Origin of the sequence: Pseudomonas alliivorans (assembly GCF_017826695.1) — a bacterium.
In the GTDB taxonomy this organism is placed as follows: Bacteria; Pseudomonadota; Gammaproteobacteria; order Pseudomonadales; family Pseudomonadaceae; genus Aquipseudomonas; species Aquipseudomonas alliivorans.
The window spans coordinates 529,761-543,558 of the sequence record NZ_JAFFZW010000001.1 but is presented as its reverse complement, the minus strand read 5'-3'; the positions used below and the strand labels follow the sequence as shown (position 1 = coordinate 543,558).

Sequence of the window (13,798 nt, the reverse complement as noted above, 5' to 3'; positions counted from 1 at the left end):
CAATGCGTCTGTTCCACACCTCCGACTGGCATCTGGGTCAGAACCTTCACGGTCAGGAGCGCGATTTCGAACACGCCTGCTTTCTGACCTGGCTGCTGACCCGTCTGGCCGAGCGCCAGCCTGATGTGCTGTTGATCGCGGGCGACATCTTCGACACCGTCAACCCGCCGGTCAAAGCTCAGGAGCGGCTGTACGACTTCATCGTCAATGCCCACGAACAGAATCCGCTTCTGACCATCGTCATGATCGCCGGCAACCACGACTCAGGCTCGCGCATCGAACTGCCCGCGCCGCTGATGCGTCGTCTGCGCACCCACGCGCTCGGCCGGGTGTTGTGGCTGGATGAAGGCGTGCTGGATGCCGAGCGGCTGCTGCTGCCTCTGCCCGACGCCGAAGGCCAGGTCCGCGCGTGGTGCCTGGCGCTGCCGTTCCTGCGCCCCGCCGAAGTCACAGGTCCGACGCTGGGCGACGATTACCTGAAAGGCATTGCCCGGGTTCACGAGCGCCTGATCGAAGCCGCCAACCTCAAGCGACAGCCGGGTCAGGCGCTGATTGCCGTGAGTCATGCGCACATGGCGGGTGGTTCGGTGTCCGAGGACTCCGAGCGCAGCCTGATCATCGGCAACGCCGAAGCCCTGCCCGCCAGCCTGTTCGGACCCAGCATTACCTACGTCGCCCTCGGCCATCTGCACAAGCCGCAACGGGTCAACGGTGAAGAACGCATTCGCTACAGCGGGTCGCCGATTCCGTTGTCATTCTCGGAGATCGGCTATCAGCACCAGATCCTGGAAATCAACTGCGACGGTGAAACCCTGACCAGCGTCGATACCTGCCTGATTCCGCGTGCCGTCAACCTGCAACGCCTGGGCCCCGCGCCGCTCGCTGAATTGCTGGTGCAGCTCAAGGAACTGCCCAACGTCGACCTGCTGGCCGACCCGGACCGACAGCCATGGCTGGAAGTGCGCGTGCGCCTCGACGAGCCGCAGCCGGACCTGCGCAACCAGATCGAAACCGCCCTGCAAGGCAAGGCCGTGCGGCTGGTGCGCATCGGTGCCGAATACGCAGGCAAGGGCAGCGCCGACGGCAGTGATGAGGATGCCGCACTGATCGAACTGGATCAGCTCAGCCCTCAGGAACTGTTCAGCCGCGCCTGGCAGGACAATTTCGGCAGCGAGGTAGATGAACAGACCCTGACCGACTTCGCCACACTGTTGCGTGAAGTGCACCAGGAGAGCGAACAGCCATGAAAATCCTCGCCATTCGCCTGAAAAACCTGGCCTCTCTGGCCGGACCGTTCGAACTGGACTTCACCGCAGAACCCTTGGCCAGCGCCGGCCTGTTCGCCATCACCGGCCCGACCGGTGCGGGCAAGAGCACGCTGCTCGACGCGTTGTGTCTGGCGCTGTTCGGCGCCATTCCGCGGTTGAGCAACATCGGTCAGTCGAAGGTGCCGGACATCGACGGCGACATCACCACCAGTGATCCACGCACCCTGCTGCGTCGTGGCACCGGCAGCGGTTATGCCGAAGTGGATTTCATCGGCATCGACCAGCGCCGCTATCGGGCGCGCTGGGAAACCAACCGCGCGCGGGACAACGCCGCGAAGAAACTTCAGGCCAGCCGCCAGACGCTGACGGATCTGGACAGCGAGCAAATCCTCAGCAATCAGAGCAAACGCGAATTCGAACAACTGATCGAGAGCCGTCTGGGCCTCAATTTCGAACAGTTCACCCGCGCCGTGATGCTCGCCCAGAGCGAGTTCAGCGCCTTTCTCAAGGCCGACGACAAGGAACGCAGCGAACTGCTGGAGAAGCTGACCAATACAGCGATCTACAGCCAGCTCGGACGCCGCGCCTACAGCAAGAGCAAGGAAGCCGAAGAAGCGCTCAAGACCCTGACCGCTCAGGCCAGTCATCTCAGCCCGCTGGATCCCGAGCAGCTTGCCGAACTCGAGCAGCGCATGAGCGAGGCCGGACAGCAGCTCAAGCTTCATCAGGCTCAGCAACGCCAATTGGAACTGCAGCAGCAATGGCTGACCGAGCTGCATCGGCTGCGCGACGAACAACTTGCCGCTTGGGAAAGCCTGACCGCCGCGCAGCAGGTGTGGGACGATCAGAGCAGTCAGCGTCAGACACTGGGGCAGCTTGAACGTCTCGGTCCGCAACGGCATCGTTTCGCACGCCGGATCACTCTGAACGCGCAGCTCGCGCCACTGGCCGAGCAGATTCGCCAGCACCGCGAACAACAGATCACGCTGCAGACCGGTCAGCAGCAGCTGCACGATCAACGCAGCCATGCGCAGGTTCGGTTGCAGGACGCCCAGCAGGCGCACAACGTCGCCAAACCGTTGTTGCAGCAGGCCTTCGACGCGCAAAGTACCTTGAACCGGTTGGCGCAGGAATTGGGCAAGGCGTCGGATCAGCATCAGCAGGCCGAGCACCTTTGCAACCAGGGCCAGACCGCTCTGCAAATACTGCTCGACCAGCAACAGCAGGTTGCCCGGCGCCTTGAGCGCATTGCCGAACAATTGGCGAACAGCAGCGACCTGGCACCACTGGCCCAAGGCTGGAACGCGTGGCGCGACCGCCTGAAAACCCTGACGCTCACCGCCAATCGCCTCAAGCACGGCAACCGCGAGTTGCCTGCGCTGCAACAGCGCGCCAGCGAGGCCGAGCAACAACTGACAGAGCAACGCAGCACGCTGGAATTGCTGTACCGCGAGGCCGACTGTGAAGTCGCTGCCGTCACCGAACAACTGCAGATTCTCGGCAGCCTGTTGCAGGACAACCGCAAGCAACAACGCGCTTTCGAAGAGTTGGCGCGTCTGTGGGCCAGCCAGCAGGACATCGAACAGCAATTGCAGGAGCTGACTCGTCAGCAACAGGATGCCCAGCAGGAACGCGAGGTATTGGTTATCCAGGGCATCAAGGTCAAGGACGAACTGGCCGTCGCAGAACAGACCCTGACCGTGACACGCCAATTGCTGGAGCGCCAGCGTCTGGCTCGCAGCGCCAGTGTCGAAGAACTGCGCGCCCAATTGCAGGATGATCAGCCCTGCCCGGTCTGCGGCAGTGCCGAGCATCCCTGGCATAAACCGGAAGCCTTGCTGCAAAGCCTGACCCGACACGACGAAGATGAGCAGGCTGGCGCACAAAAGGCCGTCGACACCCTGACCGAACAGCGCAACCGGTTGCGCGAGCAGGTCGGCGGTATCATCGCCCGGCAAAAGGAACTGCTACGCCAGCACGATCAGTTGACGCAACGTCATCAGGCTTTGGCCCCGGACCTGGAAGCCCATCCGCTCGGCGCCCAGTTGCTGGACCGCGACCCCGTCAAACGCGATGCCTGGCTGAGCCAGCAACTCAGCCACTTGAACGAAATCATCCTGCGCGACGAGCAGCGTCAGCAAGCCCTGCTCACCCTGCAGAAAGATGCCGCACGCCTGCAACAGTCGGTGCAGACCGCGCAGGAAGCCAGTCAGGCCGCTGCCCATCACGTGACCGAACAGCTCCAGCAACTGAGCGCCGATCAGCAGCGTCTTGACGAAGAACTGGCCGCACTCGCGCCGCTGGTGTCTTCGCAGACTCTGGATGGGCTGCGCAGCGATGCCTCGAGCACTGTGATGCAGCTTGAGCAGCAAGTGGTGCAGCGCCTCGATCAACTGGAGCAGCAAGGCGAAGAACAGCAGGAACAGCGTGAACGTCAGCAACGCATCGACAGCGAACAGGTCGAGCAGAAAAACCGCCTGCAGCGCGTCACAGAACAGCTGCAAGCCGTGACCGCTCTCGGCGAACAGCAGCAGGCCAGTCAGCAACGGTTACAGGATCTGCTGGGCGACCACACCAGCGCCGAACAGTGGCAGCAGACGCTGGAATACGCCGTCGAGCAGGCCCGTCAGACCGAAAGCTCGGCCGCCCAATCCCTGCAGGATATCCAGAGCCAGCTGATCCAGCTGGCGGCCGAACTCAAGTCAGGCGAGCAACAGCAGCAGACCTTGCAGCACGAACTGACGGAGTTGGACGCCACCCTCACCGACTGGCGCAGTCAGCACGCAGAACTGGACGATGCGGCGCTGGACACCCTCCTGACCTACGATGACGAGCAGGTCGAACAGTTGCGCCAGCAGAAGCAGACGGCCGAGAAAGCTCTGGAGCAGGCGCGAATTCTGCTCAATGAGCGCGAGCAGCGCGTGCAGCAGCATCAGGCTCAACATGCGGACCTGACCGACAGCGACGCTTTGAACGTCGCGCTGTTGCAGGCTCAGGAACAGACGGCACTGAGCGAACAGCACTGTGCCGAACTGCGCGCGCAATTGAGCGAAGACCAGCGCCGCCGCGACGCCAACAGTGAGTTGCAGACGCGCATCGACGAAGCCACCGGCGAATACCAACGCTGGGCTCGACTGGCCGTGCTGATCGGCTCGGCCGAAGGCGACAAGTTCCGCAAGATCGCCCAGGCCTATAACCTCGATCTGCTGGTGCACCACGCCAACGCGCAACTGAAACAACTGGTGCGCCGCTACCGCCTCAAACGTGGCGGCAGCATGCTCGGCCTGCTGGTGCTGGACACCGAGATGGGTGACGAGACGCGTTCGGTGCATTCGCTGTCCGGCGGGGAAACCTTTCTGGTGTCGCTGGCCTTGGCGCTGGGCCTGGCCTCCATGGCTTCCAGTACCTTGCGTATCGAATCGCTGTTCATCGACGAAGGCTTCGGCAGCCTTGACCCCGAGTCGCTGCAACTGGCCATGGATGCACTGGACGGCTTGCAGGCGCAGGGCCGCAAAGTCGGCGTCATTTCCCACGTTCAGGAAATGCACGAGCGCATCCCGGTGCAGATCAAGGTCCGACGTCAGGGCAACGGGTTGAGCACCATCGAAGTCGGCAGCTCATGACACCGGTGCTCTACTCCTTCCGCCGTTGCCCGTACGCTATGCGCGCCCGCATGGCGTTGCACTACGCCGGCTGTCAGGTGGACATTCACGAAGTCAGCCTCAAGGCCAAGCCGCCGGAAATGCTCGAACGCTCGCCCAAGGGCACGGTTCCGGTGCTGATTCTGGAAGACCGTGTTCTGGAACAGAGCCTGGACATCATGCACTGGGCACTGGCGCAGAACGACCCGGATGACTGGCTGCGGGTGAAGGACCCTTCGGCGCGCCAACAGATCGCCGACCTGATCGAAGAAAACGATCAGGTCTTCAAGCTGAATCTGGACCGATACAAATACGCGGTGCGCTACCCGGAACATCCTCCCGAACATTACCGAGCGCTGGGCGAAGTCTTTCTGCGCCAGTTGGAAGATCGACTGCAATCGGATGCTTATCTGCTGGGGGAGCGACAGACACTCGCTGACATCGCCCTCGCGCCTTTCATTCGCCAGTTCTGTCAGGTCGATCCGGGCTGGTTTGCGCAAAGCCCCTACCCTGCCTTGCGCAGCTGGCTGCAGCACTTTCTTGACTCCGGTCTGTTTGAAGCGGTCATGCGCAAATAAACCGTCTGCCCACGACGGTCTTTTTCCGGCACAAAAAAATCCCCGTTACGGATGAGGTAACGGGGTCAAGGGGATTCAACGCTTTCGCGAGCAGGCTCACGTAACAGTCCATGCAGGGTCTGCCACGCAATGGGCAGTGGTCGCGTGGACCTGTGTGGGCGAACATGCTCGCGAAAGCATTGCCGTTCACGAATCCATTCCCCGGTATCGAAGCCATCGTTAACGGGGAATGGATTCACGCACGTTTCATTGCGCGGACTTGTGATCCAGCGCAGCGTAGAAGTTGGCGCTTTGTTGCAGATACTTCGGTGTGTAGGTCTGGGTGGCATGAGCCTTTTTGTCGCTGACCTCAACACTGGCGCTGGCAGGAAGTGCCACGGATGCGGAAATAGCCGATGCAGCAATGATGGAGAAAAGATTGAAGTTCATGTTGGTCACCTCTCTATGTCGGCGCTGCACGCTGCTTCTGTGCTGCTTTGAGTTATGGCCGTCTTGGCCGTGACTCAAACTTACGCCTGAGGGTGATTCAGCAGAAATCTTTTGTAGCACTAACTCATATCATCAGGATTGATAACGGGTTCAGCCCGCGGTTTGCGCGGGCTGAAGCGTTTGTATCCTATTTGTCGCTCAGAAAATGCACATAAGAAGGTGCATGCACATCAAGTTTCTGCACCGTTTCGCCGATCATGCCGGTTTGCAGATCACGGCGTACCGTCACGATCTGGTTACTCTTCTGATTGGCGAACAGCATGAACTTGCCGCTGGGGTCGAAGCTGAACTCGCGAGGCTCCTTGCCTTCGACGGTGCGACGCTGGATTTCCTCGAGGATGCCGCTGGTGGGGTCGATGCGGAACACCACGACCTGATTGGCCTCGCCACGGTTGGTCACGTACAGGAACCTGCCGTCGGGTGAGGTGTGCAAGGCACCGCCGCCGTTCTTCTGGTCAACGCCCTTGTTTTTCATGTCCACGATCTGGGTCTGCTTGAAGCCGCCGTCCTGGTAGTCGAACACCACCACCTGAGCCGACATTTCAAGCACCAGCCAGGCATGTTTGCCGTCGCGGCTGAACAGCACATGACGAGGGCCGCTGCCCGCTGGCAACTGTACAGTCGGCACCCTGGCAGGCTGCAGAGGTTTGGCCTGATCAGCGTCGTAGCGGTAGACGAACAGTTTGTCGGCGCCCAGGTCGGCCGTTACCAGGTACTTGTCATCCGGGGTTGGCACCGCCAAATGAACATGGGAAGACGCCTGCCGTTCCGGATTGACCTTGCTGCCCGGACCCAGTTGCAAGACCTGAACGGCGTCACTCAGCTGGCCATTCTTGCCGACCGGCATGACTGACAACGCGCCGCCCGGATCCGGGTTTACAGCGTAATTCGCCACGAACAGGTAGCGGCCGTCCTTGCTCAGGCTCGAGTGAGTCGGCTCCTCCCCTTTGGTTTCCACCTGGTTGATCGGCGCAACCTTGAAGGTCTTGGGTTCGATGGAGAAGCTGCTGACCTTGCCGACGGTGTCAGCCTGGCCAGGGCCGTTCTCGTTGACGACGAACAGGTAACGCTGATCTTTGGAAACCGTCAGCCAGGACGGGTTTTCGGTCTTGATCACCTGAAGCGGCTTGGGGTTGATCATGCCGGTCTTGCTGTCGAAGCCAAAACGGTAGATCCCCTCGCTCGCGCCCTGGGTATAGGAACCCAGCAGCAATTCGGAATCGGTCATGGTTTGAGCCTGCAGGGTGAAAGCGCTCATGGCACTGGCCATCGCCAGCCAAGGCAGAATTTTGTGGGGCATGGGGGCATCCCTTTTTGTTGAAGTTATGACGCCTGTCACGCGGCAATCAGCTCTATGACACTGACAAAGGGGGGTAGTTTTGCAGGGCCTGCAATGGATCTGCGCAGACTAGCCTTCCGGCTGCCGGAATCGGGCCTGCGTGTCGGCAGATGACAGCCACGTGAACGCCATGCCCGGAACCAGCGTAGCCACGATTTCCTGCGTGTGGTGAGTGAAATACTTGAGCTGACCGACAGGGTCGAGCGTGATGCCCGCCAGAATCAACGCGATGACAAGGCTGCTGACGGAAACACGCTGACGCGAGGGTTTGAGCGCCTGACGTGCAACCGGCAGCACCAGCACCAGCCCCACCAGAAACCACACGAACAGGCGCGGCATCAGGCGCTGACGATCCAGGCCAACCTCCCAGAGCGCCCATACCGTGCTCAGCAACAGCATCAGGGTGAACAGCCAGACAGCGAAGCGCAGCCCGATCACCAGCAGAATACCGATGGCCGAGAAGCCGAACCCGCAGAGCATGTAGTAGAACGAACCGCCCAGGCCCGACAGCCTGAAGCCGCCGATGACCATGATCACGCCCAGCCCCAGCAGCAGGACGCCCAGAAATGTCGGCAACAGACGTGCACGACTCAACGCACCTTGAGTAGACATTGGATCTCCCTATCTTGTTTGGTCCGGCCCAGTCCATTGGGCCGACACTGGCGAAACCAGTGTGTACAGCGTCGAATCTAGCGGCTAACCGGGGAAGCGCACTTGATCTGGATCAAGCTTCGTCAGCGTCATATTCATCGGTAGGCGTGAAGGCATCCAGGCAGACGATACGGTGGTCGGCGTTGCCATCATTGACGACCCAGCTTTGCAACGACTCGTCGAAGACCGCAGCCTTGACCTGATCCAGCGTGAAACGCCATACCTTGCGCTCGCGTCCGTCCATGCATTCGACGTTCAGCGCCTCGCCCAGGGAAAAATCCCAAGCGTGAAGGCCGTCGATTTCCAGCATCGAAGAAGCTTCAAGGGCAGCGAGCAAGGTGTCTGGGGGAGTGGTCATGAGCGTATCCGGCCTGCAAAAGCGCGAATGATAGGGCAATAGCTGGATGATTTGCCATGATCTTCACGAAGACCGCGACGGCAGTGACGACCAATGGGCCGTAGAAGGCGGCTTGCCGGCGATACTGTTTCCGAGGCGACCTGTCAGCGACTTGACTGACGCCATCGCCGGCAAGCCGCCGCCCACATTTCACACGCATTCATCCAGCGACTCGCGTTTTATCGTCGCCGCGTTGGACGTCAAGACTGCCCGCAGCTCACAACCTGCCGATCCCGCCCGGCTGGAACGCCGCTTCGCCAGGTGCCAGACCGTTGACCAGCGGTTTGCCGAACTCGGCCTGGCTGATTTCGAATTTATCCCCCGGCTGAGTCCGTACGCCGTCGGCGAAGGACAATGTCGCAGTGCCGAAGAAGTGCACGTGCACGTCACCGGGGCGCAGGAACTGGGCGTATTTGAAGTGGTGATACTCAAGGTTTTCCAGGCTGTGGCACATATTGGCCTCACCGCTGAGGAACTCCTTTTCCCACAGCACTTCACCGTCACGCCATATCTTGCTGGTTCCCGACAGGTTCTGCGGCAGATCACCGACGCGCAACTCAGGGCCGAACGAGCAGGCGCGCAGTTTGGAGTGGGCCAGGTACAGGTAATTGCGGCGCTCCATGATGTGGTCGGAGTACTCGTTGCCGATCGCGAACCCCAGCCGGTAAGGCTTGTGATCATGGCCGATCACGTACAGACCACTCAACTCCGGCTCTTCCCCGCCATCTTCAGCGAACGGCGGCAGCGAAAACGATTCACCCGGACGCACGACAATACTGCCGTCGCCCTTGTAGAACCATTCCGGCTGCACACCAGTCTCCCCGGCTTGAGGTTTGCCGCCTTCCACGCCCCACTTGAAGATGCGCATGGTATCGGTCATGGCCGACTCGTCGCCCGACTGTTGGTGCATCTTGTCCCGTGCCGAGGCGCTGCCAAGGTGCGTCAAGCCTGTACCACTGACCAACAGGTGCGCCGGATCCGGATGATCCAGCGGCGGCAGAATGCGCAGCGCTTCCAGCAGTTGCGCGTAATCATGCGCTTCGCCAACCCCTCGCTGCTCGACCTGCTGTGCCAGCCCTGAACCGGCCTTGATCGCCGCCAGTGCCAGTTCGCGCACGCTCTCGACGCCCTGCACTTCACGCACCTGATCGCCGTCCACCAGACCGACCCGACGCTCACCGTTGCTCAATTCAAATTGCACCAACCGCATGGAAATCTCCTTTCAGATAGTGGAAAGCCGGACCTAGCGCGCCTTGGCGCTGGCAGCAAACTCGGAGGCTGGCAGCACATGTTTGCGCTCCAGCACGTGGTAAACGATGCCGGTCAGCACCAGGCCGAAAACCATGACGCCGGACAGGAAGTACAGGCCTGACGCCAGGCTGCCGGTCACCTCTTTCAAGGCACCGATCACGAACGGTCCAATATAGCCGCCCAGATTGCCGACCGAGTTGATCAGCGCGATACCGGCCGCCGCACTGGCACCGGCGAAGAAACGACCCGGCAAGGTCCAGAACACCGCCGTGCAGGAAAACAGCGCGAACGCCACGACACACAACGCCGCCAGTTGCGCGACCGGCAACGTCAGCCAGGCACTGCAGAACAGGCCGAGGGCACCCAGCACATACAGCACCGCCAGATGGCCATAACGGTCGTTGAGGCGGTCGGAACTGCGCGGCACGATCAGCAGGCCGATGATGCCGAACATGTAAGGCACCGAAGACACGAAGCCAGTGGTCAGGTCACTGCCGCCGAACTGCTTGATCAGCGTCGGCAGCCACAGGCCAAGTCCATAGATGCTCAAGGTCACCGGCAGATAAAACAGCGCCAGCAACAGCACACGCTTGTCCTTGAGCGCATGCAGCGGATTGCCATGACGGGTCTGGCCATACTCTTCCAGATCCTTCTTCAGCTCGCCGGTCAGCCAGTCCTTCTCGTCCTGACTCATCCAGTTGACCTGCTGCGGACCGTCCGGCAGCCAGCGCAGCACCGGCCACGTCAGCAGGATCGCAGGCGTACCGATGACGATGAACAGCCACTGCCAGCCGTGCAGGCCCAAAACGCCATCCATGCCCAGCAGACCGCCGGACACAGGACCGGTGATCATCATGGCGATGGGTTGCGAAAGGATGAACAGACCGAGGATCTTGCCGCGATGGCGAACCGGAAACCACTGGGTGATGTAGTACAGCACACCGGGAAAGAAGCCTGCCTCGGCCGCGCCCAGCAGAAAGCGCATCACGTAGAAGCTGTGCGGCCCCTGGACGAAAGCCATGCCGATGGTGATGGCGCCCCAGGTGATCATGATCCGGGCGAACCAGCGGCGTGCGCCAAAGCGTTCGAGCATCAGGTTGCTGGGGATTTCCAGCAGGAAATAGCCGATGAAGAACAGGCCTGCACCCAGCCCGTAGGCAGCGTCGCCAATACCGATGTCGGCGCCCATGTGCAGCTTGGCAAAGCCCACGGCAGAGCGGTCCACGTAGGCGATCAGGTAAAGCAGGATCAGAAAGGGAATCAGTTTGAACGTGATGCGGCGTATAAGCCGCAGTTCCTGGCTCATGAAGGCGGTCTCCCATTGTTTTTGTTATGGAACCTGCGGGGATCGCCTCAGTACCTGGGTGCCGATATGCAGCAACACCAAGGCAAGGGTCGTCCCTCAACTGAAAACGACTATATAGTAATACTATTTAAACTGACAACTCTTCCAATCGGCGTTTTTTAGGCTTACCTTAGCCAGCAGCATCGACATTAAGTCTTACAATAAGAGAGCCGATCATGTCTGACTCCGATAAAAAACCGACCCTTCGTTCTGCCCAGTGGTTTGGCACTGCCGACAAGAACGGCTTCATGTACCGCAGCTGGATGAAGAATCAGGGCATCGCCGACCATCAGTTTCAAGGCAAGCCGATCATCGGCATTTGCAATACCTGGTCCGAACTGACGCCCTGCAACGCCCACTTCCGTCAGATTGCCGAACACGTCAAACGCGGCGTGATCGAGGCCGGTGGCTGGCCGGTTGAATTCCCGGTGTTCTCCAACGGTGAATCCAACCTGCGCCCTACCGCGATGTTCACTCGCAACCTGGCGAGCATGGACGTCGAAGAAGCGATCCGCGGCAATCCGATCGATGGCGTTGTGTTGCTGACCGGGTGTGACAAGACAACGCCTGCCCTGCTGATGGGCGCGGCCAGTTGCGACATTCCGGCCATCGTCGTGACCGGCGGGCCGATGCTCAACGGCAAGCATGAAGGCAAGGACATCGGTGCCGGCACCATCGTCTGGCAGATGCATGAATCCTACAAAGCCGGCACGATCAGCCTGGATGAATTCCTGTCCGCCGAAGCTGGCATGTCCCGCTCGGCAGGCACCTGCAACACCATGGGCACCGCTTCCACCATGGCCTGCATGGCCGAAGCGCTGGGCACTTCGCTGCCGCACAACGCAGCGATTCCGGCGGTGGACTCACGACGTTATGTGCTTGCGCACATGTCCGGCATGCGCGCCGTGGACATGGTTCGCGAAGACCTGCGTCTGTCGAAGATTCTTACCAAGGCCGCGTTCGAGAACGCGATCCGGGTCAACGCCGCCATTGGTGGCTCGACCAATGCCGTGATCCACCTGAAAGCCATTGCCGGACGCATCGGTGTCGACCTGGAGCTGGATGACTGGACCCGCGTCGGTCGCGGCATGCCGACCATTGTCGACCTGCAACCGTCCGGGCGCTTCCTGATGGAAGAGTTCTACTACGCGGGCGGCCTGCCCGCCGTATTGCGACGCATGAACGAGGCCGGACTGCTGCCCAACCCTGACGCGTTGACCGTCAACGGTAAAAGCATTGCCGAGAACACCTGCAACTCGCCGATCTATGGCGAAGATCAGGTTATCCGTGCGCTGGACAACCCGATCCGCGCCGACGGCGGTATCTGCGTGCTGCGCGGCAACCTCGCACCACTGGGCGCGGTGCTCAAGCCTTCCGCTGCGACACCTGCGCTGATGCAGCATCGCGGTCGCGCCGTGGTGTTCGAGAACTTCGAGATGTACAAGGCCCGCATCAACGATCCGGATCTGGACATCGATGCAACCTCTGTCATGGTCCTCAAGAACTGCGGGCCCAAGGGTTATCCAGGCATGGCCGAGGTCGGCAACATGGGGCTTCCGGCCAAGCTGCTGGCTCAGGGCGTGACCGACATGGTGCGGATTTCCGACGCCCGCATGAGCGGCACGGCCTACGGCACCGTGGTCCTGCATGTGGCACCGGAAGCAGCGGCAGGCGGACCGCTGGCGGTGGTGAAGGAAGGCGACTGGATAGAACTGGACTGCGCCAGCGGCCGTCTGCACCTGGACATTCCTGAAGCGGAACTGGCGGCGCGACTGGCCGACTGGCAGGCGCCACCTCAATTGCTGCTGGGTGGCTATCGCCAGCTGTATATCGATCACGTCATGCAAGCGGATCAGGGCTGCGATTTCGACTTCCTGATCGGCAGCCGCGGTTCTGAAGTGCCGAGGCATTCTCACTAATCGCTCACCGACCTGAACGCTATGTCCTGAGCAGCGGCGGCCCTCGCACGGGCGGCCGCCTTGGGCGATGCGCAGTGTTATGATGCGCGGCACTCACCGCCAGGATCGACGCACGTTCCCATGGACTACCGAAAGCCTTCAGACCGTAAAAGCATGCACGCGCGCATTGTCCAGGAATTGGGCATGCAGATCGTATCCGGTCGTTTCAAACCTGACGAAAAACTGCCTGCCGAGGCGCTGCTCTGCGAAGAGTACGCCGTCAGCCGTCCGGTGCTGCGTGAAGCCACACGGGTATTGGTTGCCAAGGGGCTGGTCTATTCAAGGCCGCGCGTCGGCACGGTGGTCAAGGAACGGCGCGAATGGCACCTGCTGGACCCGGATGTATTGCACTGGGTGATGCAGAGCTCGCCGCAGAATGAGTTCTTCAACCTGCTGACCAGCGTGCGTGCGGTGATCGAACCCGCTGTTGCGGCGTTGGCAGCGCAGCACGCGACGGATGAGGAAATCGAGTCGATCCATGAAGCGTATCAGCGCATGGAAGCGGCCCCGACGCCGGAAGACCTGCTGCAACCGGACCTGGATTTCCACAGCCGTATCGCCGACGCCACTCACAACGACCTGCTGGCTCACCTGTGCAACATGCTGTCGCTGGCGTTGCGTGAAGCGCTGAAGTACTCGAACAAGCGGCCTAACCTGCATGAATTGGCCATGCCACGTCACAAGGCCATCCTCACCGCCATCCAGAACCGCGACGCCCTTGCCGCCCGCCACGCCTCGCTGGTGCAACTGGACGATGCGCGCAATGCGTTGACGGTGGTGCTGGGCGGGGTTTGATCCACAGCGTGCGCAGGACAGGGCCAGGCAGCTAATGGTCGGTTGAGCGCAGAACCTGTGGGAGGCGGCTTGCTGGCGAAAGCGTC

The 13,798-nt window shown here is 61.0% G+C and carries 11 protein-coding genes; 5 read left to right on the top strand and 6 right to left on the bottom strand.

The genetic code is table 11. The annotated features are described in order from the left end of the window. Positions 1 to 2 precede the first annotated feature (2 nt). From JTJ32_RS02520 to JTJ32_RS02510, 3 genes are read left to right on the top strand one after another with little or no spacing between them, the layout of a single operon-like run. Complete coding sequence (locus tag JTJ32_RS02520; protein WP_210040667.1) at positions 3 to 1,247, top strand: exonuclease SbcCD subunit D C-terminal domain-containing protein; 1,245 nt, start codon at positions 3 to 5, stop codon at positions 1,245 to 1,247. Beyond that, entirely contained in the window at positions 1,244 to 4,891 is a 3,648-nt protein-coding gene (locus JTJ32_RS02515) for an AAA family ATPase (RefSeq protein WP_210040665.1), read from the top strand. Before JTJ32_RS02520 ends, JTJ32_RS02515 begins: the two co-directional genes overlap by 4 nt. After that, positions 4,888 to 5,487, top strand: a complete 600-nt coding sequence (locus JTJ32_RS02510; RefSeq protein WP_099228108.1) for a glutathione S-transferase — start codon at positions 4,888 to 4,890, stop codon at positions 5,485 to 5,487. Before JTJ32_RS02515 ends, JTJ32_RS02510 begins: the two co-directional genes overlap by 4 nt. Positions 5,488 to 5,733: 246 nt before the next feature. On the opposite strand, the gene JTJ32_RS02505 is transcribed toward JTJ32_RS02510, so the two are convergent. The 6 genes from JTJ32_RS02505 to JTJ32_RS02480 form a co-directional block, all read right to left on the bottom strand. Then, the gene (locus JTJ32_RS02505; protein WP_099228107.1) at positions 5,734 to 5,916 is read right to left on the bottom strand and encodes a hypothetical protein; all 183 of its coding nucleotides are present in this window, start codon (positions 5,914 to 5,916) and stop codon (positions 5,734 to 5,736) included. A gap of 187 nt (positions 5,917 to 6,103) precedes the next feature. After that, on the bottom strand, positions 6,104 to 7,276 hold the full coding sequence (locus JTJ32_RS02500) for a lactonase family protein (protein ID WP_210040663.1): 1,173 nt from the start codon (positions 7,274 to 7,276) through the stop codon (positions 6,104 to 6,106). A 108-nt stretch (positions 7,277 to 7,384) separates the two neighbouring features. Continuing rightward, the gene (locus JTJ32_RS02495) at positions 7,385 to 7,927 is read right to left on the bottom strand and encodes a hypothetical protein (protein ID WP_099228104.1); all 543 of its coding nucleotides are present in this window, start codon (positions 7,925 to 7,927) and stop codon (positions 7,385 to 7,387) included. Between the two features lie 112 nt (positions 7,928 to 8,039). After that, positions 8,040 to 8,324 carry a DUF5629 family protein gene (locus JTJ32_RS02490; RefSeq protein WP_210040644.1) on the bottom strand — a complete coding sequence of 95 codons (285 nt, stop codon included), beginning with the start codon at positions 8,322 to 8,324 and terminating at the stop codon, positions 8,040 to 8,042. A gap of 256 nt (positions 8,325 to 8,580) precedes the next feature. Next, positions 8,581 to 9,573 carry an AraD1 family protein gene (araD1, locus tag JTJ32_RS02485; RefSeq protein ID WP_099228101.1) on the bottom strand — a complete coding sequence of 331 codons (993 nt, stop codon included), beginning with the start codon at positions 9,571 to 9,573 and terminating at the stop codon, positions 8,581 to 8,583. Between the two features lie 33 nt (positions 9,574 to 9,606). Next, positions 9,607 to 10,920, bottom strand: a complete 1,314-nt coding sequence (locus JTJ32_RS02480) for an MFS transporter (RefSeq protein WP_099228099.1) — start codon at positions 10,918 to 10,920, stop codon at positions 9,607 to 9,609. 215 nt (positions 10,921 to 11,135) lie between these two features. Here JTJ32_RS02480 and JTJ32_RS02475 point away from each other — a divergent pair, with 215 nt between their 5' ends. Continuing rightward, complete coding sequence (locus tag JTJ32_RS02475) at positions 11,136 to 12,878, top strand: IlvD/Edd family dehydratase (RefSeq protein WP_025994363.1); 1,743 nt, start codon at positions 11,136 to 11,138, stop codon at positions 12,876 to 12,878. Between the two features lie 120 nt (positions 12,879 to 12,998). Then, on the top strand, positions 12,999 to 13,712 hold the full coding sequence (locus JTJ32_RS02470) for a FadR/GntR family transcriptional regulator (protein ID WP_025994364.1): 714 nt from the start codon (positions 12,999 to 13,001) through the stop codon (positions 13,710 to 13,712). Positions 13,713 to 13,798: the final 86 nt, after the last annotated feature.